Here is a 20629-nt window from a genome sequence, read left to right on the forward strand (position 1 = left end):
TGTGACCAGCTCAACATCGCAGACCAAGGGCAAGTCCACCGGCGCCGCCCCGCACATCGTCGTCTTGTTCGGCGCCACAGGTGATTTGGCTCGCCGTAAGTTGCTTCCCGGCCTGTTCCACCTGTGCATGTCCAAACTGGCGCCCGAACTGCGGGTCGTCGGCACGTCGCTCGACGACCTCGACGACGACGGTTTCCGCAAGCTCGCCGGCGAAGCATGTGCCGAGTTCTCCCGGCGCGAGGTCAACCGCGACGACCTCGACAAGTGGCTGCAGAACTTGCGCTACGTCCCGCAGGGCAAGGGAGCCGGCGCGCTCTCGGACGCCGTGCACGAGCAGGCCGCGCACCTAGACGGCGAAGTACGGCTGTTGCACTACCTGAGCGTTCCGCCGAAAGCCGTGATCCCGGTGCTGCAGACACTCGAAGACGCCGGACTCGTCAAGAGCGCCCGGGTGGTGATGGAAAAGCCGTTCGGCACCGATCTGCAGAGTGCGGTCGACCTGAACGCCTCCATCCATGAGAAGTTCGACGAATCGCAGATCTTCCGCATCGACCACTTCCTCGGCAAGGAAGCCGCGCAGAACATCCTGGCGTTCCGGTTCGCCAACGGCCTGTTCGAGCCGATTTGGAACCGGACCTTCATCGACCACATCCAGATCGACGTTCCGGAGAAGCTGTCCCTGGAGGGCCGCGCGGCGTTCTACGAGCCGATCGGCGCCTTCCGCGACATGGTCGTCACGCACCTCTTCCAGATTCTCGCGTTCGTGGCGATGGAGCCGCCGACCGCGCTGGCCTCGCGGTCGATCAGCGCCGAGAAGAACAAGGTGTTCGAGTCCATGGTGCCGCTGGACCCGACCCACGTCGTGCGTGGCCAGTATCGCGGATACCGCGAGGAGGACGGTGTGTCAGCGGATTCCGACACCGAGACCTTCGTGGCGCTCAAGTGCGAGATCGACAATTGGCGCTGGGCGGGCGTGCCGTTCTACCTGCGCACCGGCAAGTGCATGGCCGAGGGCCAGCGAATCATCTCGATCGCGTTCCGCGAACCGCCCAAGAGCATGTTCCCGCCCGGCTGCGGCATCGGGCTGCACGGCCCCGATCACCTCACCTTCGATCTCGCCGACGAGTCCAAGGTGTCGCTGTCGTTCTACGGCAAACGCCCCGGGCCCGGTATGAAGCTCGACAAGCAGAGCCTGCAGTTCGGCATCGCCGAGACCGAGGCCGTGCGCGACGTGCTCGAAGGCTACGAGCGGCTGATCCTGGATGCCATGCACGACGACCACACGCTGTACACCACCGCGGAAGGCATCGAGCGGCTCTGGGAGGTCTCTCAGCCGCTGCTCGACGAGCCGCCGCCGGTGCGCAGCTACGACGTCGGCTCATGGGGCCCCAACGCCATTCACCAGCTCATTGCGCCGCATGCCTGGCGGCTTCCCTTCGATCGAGGCTGGCGCGGAGGGAAGTAGGCCTGCCGGTCGACCAGCTATACCGCGTCTACTACGCTGTGTAGTTGTCTGCGTGTTGATGAGCGAGTAGCCCCGCGACACGCGCGACACGCCGCGACGTGCGAAATCGGTCAAGATTCGACCGCAACGGCCGCGCGCGCGGTCAGGGGTGGCGTCGGTCTACTGGCCGCGACGCTCGCGAACACACCCAAAACGCCTGCTAGACAGCATGTTCGCGGCTTGCGGCGCAAGTCGCAGCAGTGGCCGGCGCGTTGCGATTCGCGGGCTCCAGCGAGGTCACGCGAGGTCGTCGACGCGCCCGCACGCTGGGCCTTTGTAGCCGGAACCAGGGGGGCGGGTTAGATTTCGTCAGTCAGCGTGGGTACGGTCGTCTCCGCTGGCTGGTGTACCCGGCTGAGACCAACAAGATCGATGAGACGGAGGAATCGTGGCCCTTCCCCAGTTGACCGACGAGCAGCGCGCCGCCGCGTTGGAGAAGGCTGCTGCCGCACGTCGAGCGCGAGCCGAACTCAAGGATCGGCTCAAGCGCGGCGGCACCAACCTCAAGCAAGTGCTCAAGGACGCCGAGACCGACGAGGTCTTGGGCAAGATGAAGGTGTCTGCATTGCTCGAGGCGCTGCCGAAGGTGGGCAAGGTCAAGGCGCAAGAGATCATGACCGAGCTGGAGATCGCGCCGACCCGTCGGCTGCGTGGCCTTGGTGATCGGCAGCGCAAGGCCTTGCTGGAAAAGTTCGGCTCCGCCTAACCCGACCCATGAGCGCCGACGGGGGACCGGACGGCGAGCGCGACCAAGGTCTTGCGCCGGCGACGGCGGGACGTGTGGTGGTGCTGTCCGGTCCCTCTGCCGTCGGCAAGTCGACGGTGGTTCGGTGCCTGCGGGAACGGATCTCTGATCTGCACTTCAGCGTATCGGTCACGACACGGGCACCCCGGCCCGGCGAGGTCGACGGCGTCGACTACCACTTCGTGACACCGGAGCGCTTCCAACAGCTGATCGACGACGGCGCGCTGCTCGAGTGGGCGGAGATCCACGGCGGGCTGCACCGATCGGGCACCCTCGCGCAGCCGGTTCGTGACGCCACCGCGGCCGGACATCCGGTGCTCATCGAGGTCGACCTGGCCGGCGCCCGGGCGGTGAAGAAAGCGATGCCCGAGGCGCTCCTGGTTTTCCTGGCGCCGCCGAGCTGGGACGTCCTGGAAGCCCGACTGGTCGGCCGCGGCACCGAGACACCGGACGTGATCCGCCGCCGGCTCGCCACCGCCCGCGCCGAACTGGCAGCTCAAGGTGACTTCGACCAAGTCGTGGTCAACGACGAATTGGAGACTGCGTGCTCGCAGTTGGTATCCTTGCTGCTGGGAACCACGCCGGATACGGCGTGAGTCGGTTTGTTTGGTTCGAGTCGCTAGCCGTTCCCCGCCGTACTACTTCGCCAGGAGAATTTTTTCAGTGAGCACCCCTCAGTCCGACGCGTCGTCAGCCGCCGCGGACCAGTTCGATCCCGCCTTGGGCGGCACCGTGACCTACGACCCGCCGCTGGGCATCACCAATCCACCCATCGACGAGTTGCTGGAGCGCGTCTCGAGCAAGTACGCCCTGGTGATCTACGCAGCTAAGCGGGCCCGACAGATCAACGATTACTACAACCAACTCGGGGAGGGCATCCTCGAGTACGTCGGTCCGCTGGTTGAGCCGGGACTGCAGGAAAAGCCGCTGTCCATCGCGCTGCGCGAGATCCACGCCGACCTTCTCGAACACACCGAAGGCGAGTAAGTAGGCGTCGCGGCATGGACCGCAAGCGGATCGTCGTCGGCGTCTCCGGAGGCATTGCCGCCTACAAGGCGTGCACTGTCGTTCGTCAGCTCACCGAAGCGGGCCACCGAGTTCGCGTCGTCCCCACCGAATCGGCATTGCGTTTCATCGGCGCGGCCACCTTCGAGGCACTGTCGGGCGAGCCGGTACGCACCGGCGTCTTCGACGACGTTCCGACCGTGCCGCACGTTCATATCGGCCAAGAGGCCGACCTGGTGGTGGTGGCGCCGGCGACCGCCGACCTGCTGGCCCGCGCGGTAGCCGGGCGCGCTGACGATCTGCTGACCGCGACACTGCTCACCGCGCGATGTCCGGTGCTGTTCGCACCGGCGATGCACACCGAGATGTGGCAGCATCCAGCCACCGTCGACAACGTGGCCACGCTGCGGCGCCGCGGCGCGGTTGTGCTGGAGCCGGCATCCGGGCGACTGACCGGCGCCGACAGCGGGGCTGGCCGGCTGCCCGAAGCCGAGGAGATCACCACGTTCGCCCACCTACTGCTCGAGCGCCCTGACGCGCTGCCCTACGACCTCGCCGGCTGCAAGGTGCTGGTGACCGCCGGCGGCACCCGCGAGCCGATCGACCCGGTGCGCTTCATCGGCAACCGCAGCTCAGGCAAGCAGGGCTACGCGGTGGCCCGGGTCGCGGCGCAGCGCGGCGCCGAGGTGACGCTGATCGCCGGACACACCGCGGGGCTCATCGATCCCGCCGGCGTCGAGGTGGTGCACATCAGTTCCGCGCAGCAGCTGCGCGACGCGGTGTCCAAGCACGCTCCCGACGCCCACGTGCTGGTGATGGCGGCCGCGGTCGCGGACTTCCGGCCCGCGCAGGTCGCAACCGCCAAGATCAAAAAAGGCGTGCAAGAGCCTCCCGCGATCGAACTCGTGCGCAACGACGACGTGCTGGCCGGGGCGGTACGGGCCCGCGCCGACGGGCAGCTGCCCAACATGCGGGCTATCGTCGGGTTCGCCGCCGAGACCGGCGACGCGAGCGGTGACGTGCTGTTCCACGCGCGAAACAAGTTGCGCCGCAAGGGATGTGACTTGCTGGTGGTCAACGCCGTCGGCGAGGGCAAGGCGTTCGAAGTCGACAGCAACGACGGCTGGCTGCTGGCCGCGGACGGCACCGAGTCGGCGCTGCAACACGGTTCGAAGACGCTGATGGCCAGTCGTATCGTGGACGCAATCGCCGCCTTTCTGCACAGCGGCAGCGGGTAAGTCAAATCGTGTGGCGCCCATGCCGGCCGGTCGGGTGGACGGCGCGACGATATAATTCGTCTAACTAACATTTTGTCGATGATGGGGAAGGATCTGGGTGTGAGCGAAAAGGGTCGGCTGTTCACCAGCGAGTCGGTGACCGAGGGACACCCCGACAAGATCTGCGACGCCATCAGCGACTCGGTGCTCGACGCCCTGCTGGCCGACGACCCCCGCTCCCGGGTCGCCGTGGAAACCATGGTGACGACCGGCCAGGTGCACGTCGCGGGCGAGGTGACCACCAGCGCCAAGGAGGCGTTCGCCGAGATCACCGACACCGTCCGCAGTCGCATCCTGGAGATCGGCTACGACTCGTCCGACAAAGGCTTCGACGGCGCGTCGTGCGGGGTGAACATCGCGATCGGCGCGCAGTCTCCTGACATCGCCCAAGGTGTCGACACCGCCTACGAGGCTCGCGTCGAGGGCGTCGCGGATCCGCTGGACGCCCAGGGTGCCGGCGACCAGGGCCTGATGTTCGGCTACGCGATCAAAGACACCCCGGAGATGATGCCGCTGCCTATCGCGCTGGCCCACCGGCTCTCGCGACGGCTGGCCGAGGTCCGCAAGAACGGCGTGCTGCCATACCTGCGCCCGGACGGCAAGACCCAGGTCACCATCGCTTATGAAGGCAACGTGCCGGTGCGGTTGGACACCGTCGTGATCTCCACCCAGCACGCCGCTGACGTCGACCTGGACGACATGCTGACCCCGGACATCCGGGAAAAGGTCCTCAACACCGTGCTCGACGACCTGGCGCACGAGACCCTGGACGCCTCCGAGGTGCGGCTGTTGGTCAACCCGACCGGCAAGTTCGTGCTGGGCGGCCCGATGGGCGACGCCGGGCTGACCGGCCGCAAGATCATCGTCGACACCTACGGCGGCTGGGCCCGCCACGGCGGCGGCGCCTTCTCCGGCAAGGATCCCTCCAAAGTGGACCGTTCGGCGGCGTACGCGATGCGCTGGGTGGCCAAGAACGTCGTCGCTGCGGGGCTGGCCGAGCGAGTCGAGGTGCAGGTCGCCTATGCGATCGGTAAGGCCGCCCCGGTTGGGCTTTTCGTCGAGACGTTCGGCACCGAGACTGTCGACCCGGTCAAGATCGAGAAGGCCATCGGGGAGGTGTTCGACCTGCGGCCCGGCGCGATCATCCGCGACCTCGACCTGCTGCGGCCGATCTACGCGCAGACCGCCGCCTATGGCCATTTCGGCCGCACCGACGTCGAGCTGCCCTGGGAGCAGCTCGACAAGGTCGACGACCTCAAGCGCGCGGTTTAACGCCGAGCAGACGCAAAAGCCCCCGACACGCCTAGGCGTGAGGGGCTTTTGCGTCTGTTCGCGCTACGAACTGAACCGGTAGTCGTCGAGGTCGAAGCGGCGGCTGCGCCAGTAGGCCTCGACCGTGGTGGTGGGCCGCAACGGCACGTCGCCGTTCTTGTCGAAGTAGTAGCTGTTGGCCTGCCGGCAGCTGTCCTGCCAGAACACCTGGCGGTACCGGCGGCGCATCATCTCGGCGAAGTAGCGGTCGTTGGCTTCCTCGGTGACCTCGACCCGGTTCGCGCCCAGGCGGCGGGCCTGCTTCAGGCACCGCATGATGTGGTGGGTCTGCGTCTCGATCAGCGCGAAATACGACGACCCGACATAGCCGTAAGGGCCCATCACGCTGAACAAGTTGGGAAAACCCGGAACGCTGACGCCTTCGTAGGCCTGCAGCCGGTGCTCGTCCCAGAATTTGGCTAGCGACCGGCCACCGCTGCCGGTGACCGCGAAGGTGGGGGTGCTGTCGGTGTCCATCACCTTGAAGCCGGTCGCCAGCACCAGCACGTCGACCTCGTGGGTCTCGCCGTCGCGGGTGGCCACACCTGTCGGCGTGATCTTGTCGATCGGCTCGGTGACCAGCCGCACGTTCTCGCGGTTGAAGGTGGCCAGATAACCGTTGTGAAAGCCGGGGCGTTTGCAGCCCACGGCGTATTTGGGCGTCAGCTTCTCGCGCACCACTGGGTCGCGGACCTGCTGGCGCAGGTAGGCCAGCCCGGCCGCTTCCATCCGTTTGGCCAACGGAAAAACGGTGAAGTAGTGCGCCGCGATCGGGAACGTCGCCTCGACGAAGGCTTGGCTGGCCAGCCGCTGAACCGCTTTGCCGCCGGGTACCCGCATCGCCCAACGCGCCGGCGCCGGCAACGGCACGTCGAGTTTCGGAAAGCACCAGATCGGCGTGCGCTGAAACACGGTGAGCTGCTTGACAATCGGCGCAATCTCCGGGATCACCTGCACGGCTGATGCCCCGGTGCCTATCACCGCCACCCGCTTGCCGGTCAGATCTTGCGAGTGGTCCCAGCGGGCGGTGTGCATGGTGATTCCGTCGAAGGAGTCCACCCCGTCGATGTCGGGCAGATTGGGCACGGTGAGCACGCCGCTGGCGCTCACCAAGAACCTGGCGGTGATTTCGCCGCCCGGATCGATCTGCACCCGCCAGAGGTTCTGCTCGTCGTCGAACTCCGCGGATAGGACCTTGGTGTTAAACCGGATCTTCGACCGGATGCCGTACTTGTCGACGCAGTGTTCTGCATAGGCCTGAAGCTCGTGTCCGGGCGCGTAGGTCCGCGACCAGTGCGGGCTCTGCTCGAACGAGAACTGGTAGGAAAACGACGGAATGTCAACGGCGATACCGGGATAGGTGTTCCAGTACCAGGTGCCGCCGACGCCGTCGCCGGCCTCGATAACCAGGTACTCACCGAGGCCGGCCTTGCCGAGTTTGATCGCGGTGCCGATCCCGGAGAACCCGGCGCCGACGACGACGGTGTGGTAGTCGGGGGTTGCCGTTGTCATAGGCGCCTCCGTCCGATCATGTGCACACCGTGTTTGGGCCGCAGCGTCAGCGTCGCCTCGAGCTCGACCGGATGTCCGGGCATAAGGTCAAAAGTAAACCGCTGGCTCATGATGGCCGCCATCAGCACCATCTCCATCAGCGCGAAGCTCTGTCCGATGCAGATCCGCCGCCCGCCGCCGAACGGCAGATATGCCGAGCGGGGCCGCTCGCCGCCGCCGCCCAAGAATCTGGTGGGGTCGAAGTCGTCGGGCCGTTCCCACCACCGCGGGTCGTGGTGTATGTGGTGGATCGGGATGATCACCGTCGTGCCGGCGCGGATGTGGTGGCCGTCGATCACGTCGTCCTCGACCGCCTTGCGGGCCAGGATCCACACCGCCGAGTAATACCGTTGCGCCTCTTGGATACACGCCGTGGTCCACGGCAGCCGCGCAATGTCGTCGGTGGTGGGACGGCGGCCACCGAGCACGGCGTCGACCTCGTCGAGCATCCGGGCGCGCGCCTGGCCGTGCAGCGCCATCAGATACCAGAACCACGACATCGAATTCGCCGTGGTCTCGTGCCCGGCGAGCATGAACGTCAGCGCCTCGTCGCGAACCCGCTTGCGCGGCCACGTCCCACCCTCGGCCTGCAGCAAAACGTTCAGCAGGTCGTTTTCCGCGGTCGGATGCGCCAGCCGCTGGTCGATCACCGCGTTGACTGCGCCGTCGAGCTCCAGCAAGATCCGCTGCATGTCGTGCAGGGGCGGCGGCAGCGGCACCCGCGAATACGTGCACCAGATCAACCCGTCGTAGACCGGCGAGGGCAGCAACCCCCACAGGCCCAGCCGCTCCATCTTCTCCGCGTGCCGTAGTCCTCGGGTGGCCAGGTCGTGCATGCTGTGCACCAGCGGCCCGAAGTCCTGGCTGAACAGGGCGTTGGCCACCACCCGTAGCGTCGCCTCGACCATCGTCTCGTGCATGTCGAACTCGGCATCGGCGGGCAGCGACCCGGTGACGTCCTCGATCGGATCGATCATCAGGTCGACCAGCTCGCCAAGGTGGCGCCGCGAAAACGTCGGGTTCAGCACGCCGCGGTGCGCGGCCCACGAGTCGCCTTCGTCGGTGAGCAGATTGATGCCGGCACCGGCGCGGACCGGCTCGTATTCGGGCGACTTGACGTATTTCAGCCGAGCCCGATGCAATACGTGGTCGACGTAGTCGGGGTGGCTCAGCGCGACGAAACGCCTACCACCGCAACGGAATCGGGTGATATCGCTGCCGCGCAGCCGGCCGATGAACTTCTCACCGACGTCGAAGCCGACGGTGATCGCCTCGCGGGTCATGGTCCAGGTGCTCAACCGCTTGGCTGGCGCACTGGGTGTCAGCGTGGCCACGACTCCACTGTATGGACGACAACCGCAACGGGTAATGGGACTATGGGACAGAGACTTGGGAGTTTAGGACAGGCGGTGGGCCGTGGCGACGTGGACGCCGGACATACGGCACCCCGTGTACGCGACGAGGGTGCTGTGCGAGGTGGCCGAGGAACACGGGGTGCCCGCGGCAGAGGTGCTGGCCGGCACCGGAATCGATCCGGCTCACCTGGCCGAACCTGACCTGGTGGTCAGCGCGGGGGACGAGGTGGCGGCGGTCCGCAGGCTGCTCGAGCGCCTCCCCGCCGCCCCAGGGGTCGGTATCGAGGTGGGCAACCGGTTCACCCTCACCCACTTCGGGTTGATGGGTTTCGCGGTGATGTCCTGCGGGACGCTGCGCGAACTGTTCACGATCGCGATGCGCTACTTCGCGCTGACCATGATGCACATCGATGTGCAACTGTTCGAAGGCGCCGACGAGTGCATGCTCCAACTGAGCGCCGACCATCTGCCCGCCGACGTGCGGCGCTTCTTTGTCGAGCGTGATATTGCGGGGATCATCACCACGACAACAGGTTTCGTGCTTCCGGTGGTGGAGAAGTACGCCGATCAGGTTTCGGCTGACGTGGCGATCGACGAGGATCTGCTGGCCCCGCTGCTCGGGCTTGTCCCGATCCGCAATGTGGCATTCGGTCGCGCCCACAACCGGCTGCACTTCCCGCGGGCCATGCTCGACGAGCCGTTGCCGCAAGCCGATCCGCACACGCTGGAAATCTGCGTCGCGCAATGCGACGTGCTGATGCAGCGCAGCGAGCAACGCTGCGGAATCACCGCGGTGGTGCGCAGCAAGCTGTTTCGCGATTCCAGCGGGTTTCCCGCCCTACCCGACATCGCCGCCGAACTCGACATGCATTCGCGCACGCTGCGCCGCCAGCTTGCCGCCGAGGGCACGTCGTTTCGCGCCCTGGTCAACGAGGTCCGCGCCGCGCTGGCCGTCGACCTGCTCTGCAATGTCGGGCTCACCGTGGAGGAGGTGTCGAAACGGCTGGGGTACACCGACATTTCCACGTTCTCGCATGCGTTCAAACGTTGGCACGGCGTCGCGCCCAGCCGGTACGCGCGCTAGTGCAACGCCGCTTTCAGTGCCGCCAACCCTCGGTCCATGGCCTCGGTGGCAGCCGGCACCACGCCGGCGTAGCCGATGTAGCCGTGCACCAGCGTCTCGGCGTTGTGCACCTCGACAGGCACCCCCGCCGCGGCGAGCAGCTCACCGTAGCGCAGCCCGTCGTCGCGCAGCGGGTCGTGGCCGGCGACCGCGATGTAGGCGGGCGGCAGACCGGCCAGGTTCTTCGCCCGCCCCGGCGCCAGCCCCGGCGGCGGATCGGCCAAGTCGATTTCTCCTGCATACCAACGCGAGAACGCCGCGATCGCCTTGCGGTCCAGGACTGGTGCGGACGCGTTCTCGGTGAACGACGGCAGCGAGGTGTCCCACAGCGTGGACGGATACCACAACAGCTGGAAGCTGATCGGCGGGCCGGCGTTGTCGCGGGCCCGCTGGGCGATCACCGCGGACAGGGTGCCGCCGGCCGAATCACCCGCCACCGCCAACCGGGTGGGATCCGCACCGAGGTCGGCGGCATGTTCGGCGGCCCATTGTGTTGCCGCCCAAGCGTCTTCGACCGCAGCGGGGTAGGGGTGCTCAGGTGCCAGCCGGTAGTCGACGGAAACCACCACCGCGTCGGCGCCGACGGCGTGCTGGCGGCAGGTGCCGTCGTGGGTGTCCAGATCGCCGGAGACGAAGCCGCCGCCGTGGAAGTACACCACAACCGGCGTTGTCGCCTCCGAACTGCTTGGCGGCCAATAGGTTCGGATATTGATAGTGCCGGCCGGCCCATCGATGCTGCTGTTTTCCACGCGCAGCTCCGGGTGTACCCGGCGGCGGGGCAGCTCGCGCAGCCGCTGCCGCACCACGTCGATACTGTCGTCGGCGGATAACCGGAACGGAACCTTATCCAGTACCTTCAGCAAGATGGCGTCGATGGCAGGACCGGGAGTGTCGAAGCTGGGCATGGGCCCACCGTACGCACCCCGTCTGGTGCTCGGTGCTTGGGCGAGTGCCGGCTGGTGCGGCGTCGGTTACGGGATGTTCTTGACCGTGACCGCATTGCGTTCCGCGCCCGGTGAAGAGCTGACCGGCCACTGGGTGGCCCAGCCCGCGTTCAAGGCGTCGATGGCGCTGCTGCTGGCCGTCGGCGCCGCCGCGCATCCGATCGCCCGCGAGCGGCGCTGGCTGGTGCCGGCACTGCTGCTCTCCGTTGTTGGCGACTGGTTGCTGGCAATCCCGTGGTGGGCGCCGTCGTTCGTCGCCGGGTTGACGTCATTTTTATTGGCGCACTTGTGTTTTCTGGCCGTGCTGATCCCACTGGCGAGGCCGTCGGGTGCGCGCCTGAGCGCCGTGGTGGTCACCTGCCTCGCGTGTGCGGCGCTGCTGGTGTGGTTCTGGCCGCGGCTGCACGCGCTGACGCTTCCCGTGACCGTCTACATGGTCGTGCTGGCTGCGATGGTGTGCGCGGCGCTGCTGGCACGGTTGCCCACGGTGATGACCGCCGTGGGCGCGGTGTGCTTCGCCGTGTCCGATGCGATGATCGGCATCGACCGCTTCGTGCTCGACAACGAGGCTCTGGCAGTTCCGGTCTGGTGGACCTATGCGGTGGCGCAGATCCTGATCACGGCGGGGTTCTTCTTCGGCCGGGCGGAGCCGGTGGCCGACCGGTGAGCACAACCCGGCAGGCCGCCGAGCATGAGCCGATCGCGCGGGTACTGCCGATGTTGTCGGTGCCGCATCTGGACCGCGAATTCGACTATCTCGTTGCCGCCGAGCAATCCGACGACGCCCAGCCGGGGGTGCGGGTCCGGCTACGGTTTCACGGCCGGCTGGTCGACGGGTTCATCTTGGAGCGTCGCACCGACACCGATCACCTAGGCAAGTTGGGCTGGCTGGACCGGGTCATCTCCGCCGAGCCAGTGCTCACCGCGGAGATCCGCAGGCTGGTCGACGCGGTAGCGGCGCGCTATGCGGGGACCAGGGCCGACGTGCTGCGGCTGGCCGTGCCGGCGCGGCATGCCGGGGCGGAGCGGGAAACCACCGCAACGGCAAGCCAGCCGGTCGTGGAGCCGGTAGACCCGGCGGGCTGGCAAGCGTATGGCCGCGGCGGTCAGTTTCTGGCCGCGCTGGGCCAGTCGCGTGCCGCGCGGGCCGTGTGGCAGGCGCTGCCGGGAGAGCTGTGGACGCACAGGATGGCCGAGGCCGCGACGCAGACGATCAGCGCGGGCCAGGGGGTGCTGGCGATCGTCCCCGACCAGCGGGATGTCGACGCGCTGTGGCAGGCGGCGACGACACGTATCGACGAATCCGCCGTGGTGGCGCTGTCGGCCGGTCTGGGGCCCGCGGCTCGCTACCGCCGCTGGCTGGCCGTGTTGCGGGGCGCCGCGCGCCTGGTGATCGGCACCCGCAGCGCGGTGTTCGCGCCGGTGGCCAACCTGGGGCTGGTCATCGTCTGGGACGACGGCGACGACACCCTGTCCGAGCCGCGGGCACCCTATCCCCATGCCCGCGAGGTGGGTATGCTGCGGGCCCACCAGCGTCGGTGCGCGGCGCTGATCGGCGGCTACGCCCGCACCGCCGAGGCCCATGCGCTGGTGCGGCGCGGTTGGGCACACGACATCGTCGCGGCGCGGCCGATGGTGCGAGCCTGTGCGCCGCGGGTGGTCGCCCTCGACGACCGCGGGTACGCCGAGGAGCGCGACCCCGCGGCACGCACCGCGCGGCTGCCGTCGATGGCGCTGCGCGCCGCCCGCACCGCGCTGCAGGCGGGGGCGCCGGTGCTGGTGCAGGTGCCCCGGCGCGGGTACATCCCGTCGCTGGCGTGCGGGCGCTGCCGTGCCATCGCTCGTTGCCGGCACTGTACGGGTCCGCTGTCGTTACCCGACGGCGGCGGACCCGGTCCGGTGTGCCGCTGGTGCGGACGGGCGGAGCCGTCGCTGCGGTGCGCCCGCTGCGGGTCGGATGCGGTGCGCGCGGTGGTCGTCGGCGCGGGACGCACTGCCGAGGAACTGGGCCGGGCATTCCCCGGCACTACCGTGATCACCTCGGCCGGCGACGCCGTCGTCACCGAGGTTGCCGGGAACCCTGCCCTGGTGGTCGCCACGCCGGGTGCTGAGCCTCGCACCCCCGGCGGTTACGGGGCGGCGCTGCTGCTGGACGGCTGGGCGCTGCTGGGCCGACAGAATTTGCGCGCGGCCGAGGACACGCTGCGGCGCTGGATGACCGCAGCGGCGTTGGTTCGGGGCCGTCAAGACGGCGGAGTGGTCACGGTGATCGCCGAATCATCCATCCCCACCGTGCAATCCCTGATCCGCTGGGATCCGGTCGGCCATGCAGATGCCGAACTCACGGGCCGCAGCGAAGTCGGCCTGCCGCCCAGCGTGCACATTGCCGCGGTCGACGGCACCGCGGACGCGGTGGCAGCGCTGCTCGACGAAGTGCAGCTGCCCGACGGCACGGATGTGCTCGGCCCGGTGGAACTGCCGCCGGGCGCACGCCGCCCGGCCGGCTTCGCCACTGACGCGGCGGTGACCCGGATGTTGCTGCGGGTGCCCCGCGATCAAGGTCTGGCGTTGGCGGCGGCCCTGCGCCGGGCCGTTGCGGTGCTCAGCGCCCAGGCGACACACGGCCCCGTCCGGGTACAGATCGACCCGTTACACATCGGCTGAGTCCACCACGCCGGTTCACTGCACCGTCCGGCCGAGGAAGGCGGCCAGCTGATCGGCGGGCGGGCGGTCGGCGGGGCAGGGCTGCTCCACGGCAAACGGCCTGCCCGGACCGCGGAACTCGGGCGGAACCCCCTGGCGCGCGGCGGCCAGCTGCCGAAGCGCTAACTCGGCGTCCAGGTCGGTGGGCTGGTGCGTGGCGACGGCGAGATCCCAAGCATGAACCAAAACGTCGGTGGTGCGCATGCCGATGAAGCGGTGCCCGGGGACCTCCCCGAACGGCAGGCGGTAGGTCGCCTCCAACGCGCCCGGCCTTGCGAACGTCTCCTGGGCCGCCGCGGCGGTGGCTCGGTGAGCCTCGATCCGATCGTCGGGTCGGGCCGGCGGCTGTTCGTCACCGCCTGCCCACTGGGATACTCGTTCGTTGCCCCCCAGCACGTGCTCGATCAGGTCACGAACCGTCCACTCCAAGCACGGGGTAGGTGCCTTGAGCTGATCGGGCGTGACATTGGCAAGCACGCCGGCGAACACCTCCTGAGCACGCTGGTGAGCTGCGAGTGGATCCACTGACATGCCTTCCTCTCGCGTCGACGCGGCAATTGCTACCACAACGCAACGGGAAATCGCAGGGCTTCGCCGAAGCCGTTTGCCCGCAGATTTACCCGCAGATTTAGAGGCTGCCCCCCGCGGCATGTGGAGCGCCGGAGGCGCTGGGCGCTGAGCCAACCTCACGGGCGACGAAGGTCTCCAGATCGAACAGGTTGTGCCCGGCGCGGTCGGCGACTCGGAGCAGGGTCGCCATCAGCGCCATTTCCCTGGTCTGCTCCTTGCAGAACCACTGCATGAACTGCTCGCCCAGGTAGTCGCCCTCCTCGCGCGCCACGCTGGCGAGCCGGCTGACTTGGTCGGTCACCGCGCGTTCTTGGTCCACCGCCAGCGCCAACGCATCCCGTGCGGTGTCGAACTGGTTGCGCACCGCGTCTACTCCCGGGATTTCGACGGCGACATCTCGGTCAAGCAGGTACTGCACCAGCATCATCGCGTGATTTCGCTTTTCGACGGCTTGGCTGTAAAAGTGTCTCGCCAGCTGTGGCAACTCCTCACCATCGAAATACACCGCCTCTGCAACATATTGTTGGGCAGCAGTGAATTCGTTGCGAATTTGCTCTTGAAGGAGCGCATTGAATTTGGTTGTGGGGGCATTTCGATCGCTCATAGAAGCAGGTTAGAGCAGGTGGACGGCGGTTTGCAACGAAGGTAATGCTTATTCAGGCCAGCTTTGCCTAAGTAAAGCAAGGCTAGGTTGAATACCGCCTCGAGCTGCCGTCCACTTAGTAAAGTTAGGCTACGGTGAATTGACGCAATGGGCGTTACTTGAACCGACGGATATTTCATTGATGGTGCACCTTCCGCACGGCATGACCCACGGGTCTGGTAACTGTGCGCTTGTCCCGGGAACATATCGGGTAGCACGGCGGCGCACCGTGATCAGAAAGGGACCAACATGGCGCTCAATGTCACCCGCAAGCTGATCGAGTCGCACCTGGTTTCCGGTGAGATGACGCCGGGCGAGGAGATCGCGATACGCATCGACCAGACGCTGACCCAGGATGCGACCGGCACGTTGGTGATGCAGGAACTCGAAGCGCTCGGGCTGGATCGGGCCCGCACCGAGGTGAGCGTGCAGTACGTCGATCACAACCTGCTGCAAACCGACGAGAAGAACGCCGAAGATCACGAATATCTGCGCACTGCCTGCCAGCGCTTCGGCCTCTGGTATTCCAAGCCGGGCAACGGGGTGTCGCACCCGACGCACATGCAGCGTTTCGGGATTCCCGGCAAGACCATGGTGGGCTCTGACTCCCACACGCCGGCGGCCGGTTCGTTGGGCATGTTGGCCATCGGGGTGGGCGGTCTGGAAGTGGCGCTGGCGATTTCCGGGCGTCCGCTGCACCTGCGGATGCCCGAGGTCTGGGGTGTGCGCCTGGAAGGCGAGCTGCCCGAGTGGTGTTCGGCCAAAGACGTCATTCTGGAGATGCTGCGCCGTTACGACGTCAAAGGCGGGGTGAACCGGATCATCGAGTATCACGGCCCCGGCCTGGCCAGCCTGACTGCGATGGACCGGCACGTCATCGCCAATATGGGAGCCGAACTAGGCGCCACCACAACGGTTTTCCCCAGCGACGAGGCGGTACGCGACTTCCTGCGGGCAGAAGAGCGCGAGGACGACTGGGTCGAACTGGTCGCCGACGACGGCGCGGGCTACGACGTCGAGGAGACGATCGACCTGTCGAAGGTCGAACCGCTGATCGCCAAGCCGTCGTCGCCGGGCAACGTGGTGCCGGTCCGCGAGGTCGCCGGCGAGGACGTGGCGCAGGTGGTCATCGGGTCGAGTGCCAATCCCGGACTGCGCGATTTCGCGATCGCCGCCGCGATGGTGGCTGGGCGACAGACGGCACCGCAGGTCAGCTTCGACATCAACCCGACGTCGCGGCAGATACTGGCCGACCTGACGAAGATGGGCGCAATAACCGATCTGGTGGTCGCCGGTGCGCGCATCCACCAAGCGGGATGCATGGGCTGTATCGGCATGGGTCAGGCTCCGGCTGTGGGCCGAAACTCGTTGCGCACCATGCCGCGTAACTTTCCCGGCCGATCGGGCACCAAAGAGGACTCCGTCTGGTTGTGTTCGCCGGAGACCGCAGCGGCGTCGGCGCTGACGGGAGGGATCACCGATCCGCGCGATTGGGCGCGCGAGGCGAACATGGACTATCCGAAAATCGAGCTGCCCGAGAAGAGCTCGATCAACACCGCGATGTTGGTGCCGCCGTTGCCGGAGGAGGAGGCACGCAAGGTCGAACCGGTGAAGGGGCCCAACGTTTCCAGCCTTCCGGAGCTGTCACCGCTGCCCGACGAGATCGAGGCGCCGGTGCTGCTGAAGGTTGGTGACAACATCTCCACCGACGAGATCTCCCCGGCCGGTGCGCGGGCGCTACCGTATCGCTCCAACATTCCCAAGCTGGCGATGTTCAGTTTCACCCAGATCGACGACTCGTATCCGCGACGCGCACAAGAAGAAGTGGAAACTGGCCACTTCATCGTCGGTGGTGAGAACTACGGTCAGGGATCGTCGCGCGAGCATGCCGCGATCGCACCGCGCTACCTCGGACTGCGTGTGGTCATCGCGAAGTCGTTCGCCCGTATCCACTGGCAGAACCTGGCCAACTACGGCGTGCTGGCGCTCGAGTTCGACAACGAGGATGACTACGACGCGATCGAGCAGGGCGATAAGCTGCGCATCGCCCATCTTCGCGACACGTTGCCCAGCAAGGACACGCTGCAGGTCGACAACGTCACCAAGGAGATGTCTTTCACTGTCCGCCACCGCCTTTCGCCGCGCCAGGTGAAGGATGTGCTAGCGGGCGGGCTGATTCCGCGGTTGGCCGAAGAAGAAGGGCAATAACGGAGAATGGGCAGCGCCGGACGCCACGTTGGAAAGCCCTGTGGCGGCACACATTCTCGGCGGCCCGGGAGTGTGTCGCGGCCATGATGAATGGCGGCCCTTCCTAACCGAGGTTGTCGCGCGCACACCAGATGAACGCCAGTACTACAGGACCGGCTTCTTCACCGACGGGCATCGCGCCACCTGGGAATACCCGCGGCAGACACCGAACGGCGAGCAGATGGACTTCGTCGAGGTCATGGAAATCGACGGCGGGCTCATCCAGGCCCATCGGGTGTATTGGGGCTGGCGTGGCGTCGAAATCCTGAGCAACGACCAATACCACCGCGACTAAGACGCCGCTCTCACCGCTTGGGGGCGGTGACGAGCAGGTACTCCCATTGCATCGTGCCGTTGGTCAGGTGACGCTCCGCCAGTTCGACCAGTTGAGCGTCAAGGCTGGCGACCACGACGGGATTGTCGGCGATATTGCGGTAGGCCTCGATGGTCGGGCCGTAGTGGTGCTTGAAGTACTCGTGCACCGCGTCGGCGCTCTCGAAGCGGTCGACCATCAACATGCCCCGCCGCGCACTGATATCCGCAACTCGGTCACCGAATAGTCCGGCCACATAATCCTCACGTCCCCACAACGCCGCAGGCGGGTCACCGGGTCGCAGCGTCGGCCGGTACGGAGCGATCGCAGCGAGCATCTGGCCGAAGAAGCCCTCGGGTGTCCAACTGACCACACCCAGAGTTCCGCCGGAGCGACACACCCGCACCAGCTCGTCGGCCGCGCGCTGATGGCGGGGCGCGAACATCACCCCGATCGCGGAGAGCACCGCGTCGAACTCGCCGTCACCGAACGGCAGCGCTTCGGCGTTGGCTTCTCGGCATTCCAGAGCGAGTCGCTGTTGGCCGGCACGCATCCGAGCGCGCTGAAGAAGCTCCGGTGTGAGGTCGCTGGCAACCACCCTGGCACCGGCCTTGGCAGCAGGGATGGAGACATTGCCGGATCCGGCCGCAACGTCGAGCACCCGATCACCGGGGCCGATACCGGTGGCGGCAACAAGTACCGGCCCGATCGGAGCCATCACCTCCTCCGCTATGCGCGCGTAGTCGCCCGTTGCCCACGTCGCCCGATGGGCGGCGGCCGAGACGTACTCGCCGGTCGGAACGTCAATGCTCATCTGCTTCTCCTCACGCAATCCCAGTCATCGCACAACAGCTACAGTAGCTGTAAGAAACAATACAGCAAGACCATAGTTGACTACCGCCATGCTGTCGGTCGGTCGACCCGCCGGGCCAAAGCGAATGCCGCCGTCCACTGGCGGCGCTGGTCGGATTCCTAGACTGGGCAAGTGCGTCTCGTCTTCGCCGGCACCCCCGAATCCGCCTTGCCCGCATTGCAGCGGCTCATCGACTCGCCCCGGCACGACGTGATCGCGGTGCTCACCCGTCCGGACGCGGCGTCCGGGCGGCGCGGCCGCCCCGAGCCGTCGCCGGTGGCGCGGGCGGCTCTCGACCACGGCATCCCGGTGCTGCGGCCACCGCGGCCCAACTCCGCTGAGTTCGTCGCCGAACTCGCTGAGCTGGCACCGGAGTGCTGCCCGGTGGTGGCCTACGGCGCTCTACTCGGCGACGAGCTGCTCGCGATACCCACTCACGGCTGGGTCAACTTGCACTTCTCGCTGCTTCCCGCCTGGCGCGGGGCCGCGCCCGTGCAGGCGGCCATCGCCGCCGGCGACACGATCACCGGCGCTACAACCTTTCAGATCGAGCCGAGTCTGGATTCCGGGCCGGTCTACGGCGTCGTCACCGAGGAGATTCGGCCGACGGACACCGCGGGCGATCTGCTTGGGCGACTGGCTATTTCGGGTGCCGCGCTGCTCGAGACCACGCTTGACGGCATCGCCGACGGGACGCTGACCCCGGTTCCGCAGCCCGCCGACGGGGTGAGCTTCGCCCCGAAGATCACCGTGGAGCAAGCGCGGGTGTGCTGGGACCTGCCCGCCCAAGCTGTCGAGCGGCGGATCCGCGCCGTCACGCCCAAGCCCGGCGCGTGGACACTCATCGGTGAACAGCGGGTCAAAATCGGGCCGGTAAGCGTCGACGGCGAGGCACCAAAACCGTTGGAGCCCGGGCATATTCACGTCGGTCGCCATGACGTCTGGATCGGCACCGCGTCAGAGCCGGTCCGTCTCGGCCAAATCCAGCCGCCCGGAAAGAAGCTCATGAACGCCGTCGACTGGGCCCGCGGCGCTCGCCTCGAAGCCGACACGCGAGCGGTATGACACGCCAAGCGAGTCCACGGGGCAACCGGCCATCCCGGCCGGCGAAGCCCCGACCCCGAAAACCACGCCGCCGGCAGCTTGATCCGGCCCGTCGCGCCGCCTTTGACGTGCTGCGGGCCGTCACCGAGCGCGATGCCTACCCCAACCTGGCGCTACCCGCGCTGCTGCGCGAGCGCGGAATCACAGGGCGCGACGCGGCATTCGCCACCGAACTGACCTACGGCACGTGCCGCACCCAGGGTCTGCTCGACGCGATCATCGGTGCGGCCGCTGGGCGCCGGCCGGAAACCATCGACCCGGTGCTGCTGGATCTGCTGCGCCTGGGCGCCTACCAGCTGCTGCGCACCCGGGTCGACGCGCACGCCGCGGTGTCCACCACCGTCGAGCAAGCGGGCATCGAATTCGATTCTGCCCGAGCGGGTTTCGTCAACGCCGTGCTGCGCACCATCAGCACCCGCGACGAACAGGCCTGGGTGGCGGAGCTGGCGCCCGACCGGGCGCGGGATCCGATCGGCTACACCGCCTTCGCCCACGCCCACCCGCGGTGGATCGCCCAGGCCTTCGCCGACGCACTGGGCTCGGCGGCGGGGGAACTCGAGGCGGTGCTGGCCAGCGACGACGAACGCCCACAGGTGCACTTGGCGGCACGTCCCGGTGTCCTGACCGCCGCCGAGCTGGCCGACGCCGTCGGTGGCAGCGTCGGCCGGTATTCGCCGTATGCGGTGTATCTGCCCGGCGGTGACCCGGCGCAGTTGCCAGCCGTGCGCGACGGTCACGCCCTGGTGCAGGATGAAGGCAGCCAACTGGTGGCCCGCGCGCTGACGTTGGCGCCGGTCAGCGGCGACACCGGTCGCTGGTTGGACCTGTGCGCGGGGCCGGGCGGAAAGACCGCGTTGCTGGCGGCGCTGGGCGCCGATCGCGGGGCCCGGGTCACGGCGGTGGAGCCGTCGGCGCACCGCGCCGACTTGGTGGAGCAGAACACGCGTGGGCTGGCCGTCGACGTGCTGCGGGTCGACGGCCGCCGCAGCAGCCTCGAGCCGGGTTTCGACCGGGTTTTGGTCGACGTGCCATGCACTGGCCTCGGCGCGCTGCGCCGACGACCGGAGTCCCGCTGGCGGCGTCAGCCCACCGACCTCCCGGCATTGACCAAGCTGCAACGCGAGCTATTGGAGGCGGCGATCGCGCTGACCCGCCCCGGCGGTGTCGTTTTGTATGCGACCTGCTCGCCGCACCTGGCCGAAACCGTCGGCGTGGTCGCCGATGCGCTGCGCCGCCACCCCGTCACCGCGCTGGACACCCGGCCGCTGTTCGAACCCGTCGACCAGCTTGGAGATGGCCCGTACGTCCAGCTGTGGCCGCACCGGCACGGCACCGACGCCATGTTCGCCGCAGCCCTGGAAGTCCTCAAAGTAGGCTGAAC

The 20629-nt window shown here is 67.5% G+C and carries 19 protein-coding genes; 13 read left to right on the forward strand and 6 right to left on the reverse strand.

The window, feature by feature from the left end:
• Position 1: 1 nt before the first annotated feature.
• The 6 genes from zwf to metK all read left to right on the forward strand — a co-directional run bounded on the left by zwf (position 2) and on the right by metK (position 5803).
• A complete protein-coding gene (gene zwf / locus G6N15_RS18280; protein ID WP_083085797.1) occupies positions 2-1465 on the forward strand; it encodes a glucose-6-phosphate dehydrogenase in 1464 nt (487 codons plus the stop codon).
• 427 nt (positions 1466-1892) lie between these two features.
• Entirely contained in the window at positions 1893-2210 is a 318-nt protein-coding gene (gene mihF, locus G6N15_RS18285; RefSeq protein ID WP_003920181.1) for an integration host factor, actinobacterial type, read from the forward strand.
• Positions 2211-2218: 8 nt separating this feature from the next.
• A complete protein-coding gene (gene gmk / locus G6N15_RS18290) occupies positions 2219-2845 on the forward strand; it encodes a guanylate kinase (protein WP_083085800.1) in 627 nt (208 codons plus the stop codon).
• A 67-nt stretch (positions 2846-2912) separates the two neighbouring features.
• Entirely contained in the window at positions 2913-3236 is a 324-nt protein-coding gene (gene rpoZ, locus G6N15_RS18295) for a DNA-directed RNA polymerase subunit omega (protein ID WP_083085802.1), read from the forward strand.
• Between the two features lie 14 nt (positions 3237-3250).
• Positions 3251-4492 carry a bifunctional phosphopantothenoylcysteine decarboxylase/phosphopantothenate--cysteine ligase CoaBC gene (gene coaBC / locus G6N15_RS18300; RefSeq protein WP_083085804.1) on the forward strand — a complete coding sequence of 414 codons (1242 nt, stop codon included), beginning with the start codon at positions 3251-3253 and terminating at the stop codon, positions 4490-4492.
• 99 nt (positions 4493-4591) lie between these two features.
• Complete coding sequence (gene metK / locus G6N15_RS18305; RefSeq protein WP_083086030.1) at positions 4592-5803, forward strand: methionine adenosyltransferase; 1212 nt, start codon at positions 4592-4594, stop codon at positions 5801-5803.
• 63 nt (positions 5804-5866) lie between these two features.
• Here the strand turns inward: metK and G6N15_RS18310 are convergent, their stop codons facing one another.
• Positions 5867-7354 carry a flavin-containing monooxygenase gene (locus tag G6N15_RS18310; protein WP_083085807.1) on the reverse strand — a complete coding sequence of 496 codons (1488 nt, stop codon included), beginning with the start codon at positions 7352-7354 and terminating at the stop codon, positions 5867-5869.
• Positions 7351-8676: a cytochrome P450 gene (locus G6N15_RS18315; protein ID WP_083086033.1), complete on the reverse strand. Its 1326-nt coding sequence runs from the start codon at positions 8674-8676 to the stop codon at positions 7351-7353. The genes G6N15_RS18310 and G6N15_RS18315 overlap by 4 nt, the downstream gene beginning before the upstream one ends.
• A gap of 133 nt (positions 8677-8809) precedes the next feature.
• Here G6N15_RS18315 and G6N15_RS18320 point away from each other — a divergent pair, with 133 nt between their 5' ends.
• The gene (locus G6N15_RS18320) at positions 8810-9832 is read left to right on the forward strand and encodes an AraC family transcriptional regulator (RefSeq protein WP_083085809.1); all 1023 of its coding nucleotides are present in this window, start codon (positions 8810-8812) and stop codon (positions 9830-9832) included.
• On the opposite strand, the gene G6N15_RS18325 is transcribed toward G6N15_RS18320, so the two are convergent.
• Entirely contained in the window at positions 9829-10776 is a 948-nt protein-coding gene (locus G6N15_RS18325) for an alpha/beta hydrolase (protein ID WP_083085812.1), read from the reverse strand. The genes G6N15_RS18320 and G6N15_RS18325 overlap by 4 nt on opposite strands.
• On the opposite strand from G6N15_RS18325, the gene G6N15_RS18330 reads away from it, so the two are divergent.
• Both G6N15_RS18330 and G6N15_RS18335 read left to right on the forward strand, forming a co-directional pair.
• Positions 10775-11482: a lysoplasmalogenase gene (locus G6N15_RS18330; RefSeq protein WP_083086038.1), complete on the forward strand. Its 708-nt coding sequence runs from the start codon at positions 10775-10777 to the stop codon at positions 11480-11482. The genes G6N15_RS18325 and G6N15_RS18330 overlap by 2 nt on opposite strands.
• A gap of 50 nt (positions 11483-11532) precedes the next feature.
• Positions 11533-13479 (forward strand): primosomal protein N', encoded by a 1947-nt coding sequence (locus G6N15_RS18335; RefSeq protein ID WP_083086035.1) that lies wholly within the window; start codon positions 11533-11535, stop codon positions 13477-13479.
• A 15-nt stretch (positions 13480-13494) separates the two neighbouring features.
• Here the strand turns inward: G6N15_RS18335 and G6N15_RS18340 are convergent, their stop codons facing one another.
• A complete protein-coding gene (locus G6N15_RS18340) occupies positions 13495-14043 on the reverse strand; it encodes a TIGR03086 family metal-binding protein (RefSeq protein ID WP_083086041.1) in 549 nt (182 codons plus the stop codon).
• A 103-nt stretch (positions 14044-14146) separates the two neighbouring features.
• Positions 14147-14692 (reverse strand): ferritin, encoded by a 546-nt coding sequence (locus G6N15_RS18345; RefSeq protein ID WP_083085814.1) that lies wholly within the window; start codon positions 14690-14692, stop codon positions 14147-14149.
• 288 nt (positions 14693-14980) lie between these two features.
• Between G6N15_RS18345 and G6N15_RS18350 the strand changes: the two genes are divergently transcribed.
• Positions 14981-16939: an aconitate hydratase gene (locus tag G6N15_RS18350; protein ID WP_083085817.1), complete on the forward strand. Its 1959-nt coding sequence runs from the start codon at positions 14981-14983 to the stop codon at positions 16937-16939.
• Positions 16940-16979: 40 nt separating this feature from the next.
• Positions 16980-17273, forward strand: a complete 294-nt coding sequence (locus tag G6N15_RS18355) for a nuclear transport factor 2-like protein (RefSeq protein WP_232070274.1) — start codon at positions 16980-16982, stop codon at positions 17271-17273.
• A 10-nt stretch (positions 17274-17283) separates the two neighbouring features.
• Here G6N15_RS18355 and G6N15_RS18360 read toward each other — a convergent pair whose 3' ends face one another.
• Entirely contained in the window at positions 17284-18105 is an 822-nt protein-coding gene (locus tag G6N15_RS18360) for a class I SAM-dependent methyltransferase (protein WP_083085822.1), read from the reverse strand.
• A gap of 171 nt (positions 18106-18276) precedes the next feature.
• Here G6N15_RS18360 and fmt point away from each other — a divergent pair, with 171 nt between their 5' ends.
• Positions 18277-19209 (forward strand): methionyl-tRNA formyltransferase, encoded by a 933-nt coding sequence (gene fmt, locus G6N15_RS18365; protein WP_083085824.1) that lies wholly within the window; start codon positions 18277-18279, stop codon positions 19207-19209.
• A complete protein-coding gene (locus tag G6N15_RS18370; RefSeq protein WP_083085827.1) occupies positions 19206-20627 on the forward strand; it encodes an RsmB/NOP family class I SAM-dependent RNA methyltransferase in 1422 nt (473 codons plus the stop codon). The genes fmt and G6N15_RS18370 overlap by 4 nt, the downstream gene beginning before the upstream one ends.
• Positions 20628-20629: the final 2 nt, after the last annotated feature.

Source organism: Mycobacterium noviomagense (assembly GCF_010731635.1).
Lineage (GTDB): Bacteria > Actinomycetota > Actinomycetes > Mycobacteriales > Mycobacteriaceae > Mycobacterium > Mycobacterium noviomagense.

Bases quoted from the DNA above. Each gene is read 5' to 3' on its own strand.
- coaBC (WP_083085804.1), top strand. From the start codon at position 3,251: ATGGACCGCAAGCGGATCGTCGTCGGCGTCTCCGGAGGCATTGCCGCC.
- G6N15_RS18345 (WP_083085814.1), bottom strand. From the start codon at position 14,692: ATGAGCGATCGAAATGCCCCCACAACCAAATTCAATGCGCTCCTTCAA.
- G6N15_RS18310 (WP_083085807.1), bottom strand. From the start codon at position 7,354: ATGACAACGGCAACCCCCGACTACCACACCGTCGTCGTCGGCGCCGGG.
- G6N15_RS18315 (WP_083086033.1), bottom strand. From the start codon at position 8,676: ATGACCCGCGAGGCGATCACCGTCGGCTTCGACGTCGGTGAGAAGTTC.
- G6N15_RS18330 (WP_083086038.1), top strand. From the start codon at position 10,775: ATGGGCCCACCGTACGCACCCCGTCTGGTGCTCGGTGCTTGGGCGAGT.
- G6N15_RS18360 (WP_083085822.1), bottom strand. From the start codon at position 18,105: ATGAGCATTGACGTTCCGACCGGCGAGTACGTCTCGGCCGCCGCCCAT.
- G6N15_RS18335 (WP_083086035.1), top strand. From the start codon at position 11,533: ATGTTGTCGGTGCCGCATCTGGACCGCGAATTCGACTATCTCGTTGCC.
- G6N15_RS18350 (WP_083085817.1), top strand. From the start codon at position 14,981: ATGGCGCTCAATGTCACCCGCAAGCTGATCGAGTCGCACCTGGTTTCC.
- gmk (WP_083085800.1), top strand. From the start codon at position 2,219: ATGAGCGCCGACGGGGGACCGGACGGCGAGCGCGACCAAGGTCTTGCG.
- G6N15_RS18325 (WP_083085812.1), bottom strand. From the start codon at position 10,776: ATGCCCAGCTTCGACACTCCCGGTCCTGCCATCGACGCCATCTTGCTG.
- G6N15_RS18370 (WP_083085827.1), top strand. From the start codon at position 19,206: ATGACACGCCAAGCGAGTCCACGGGGCAACCGGCCATCCCGGCCGGCG.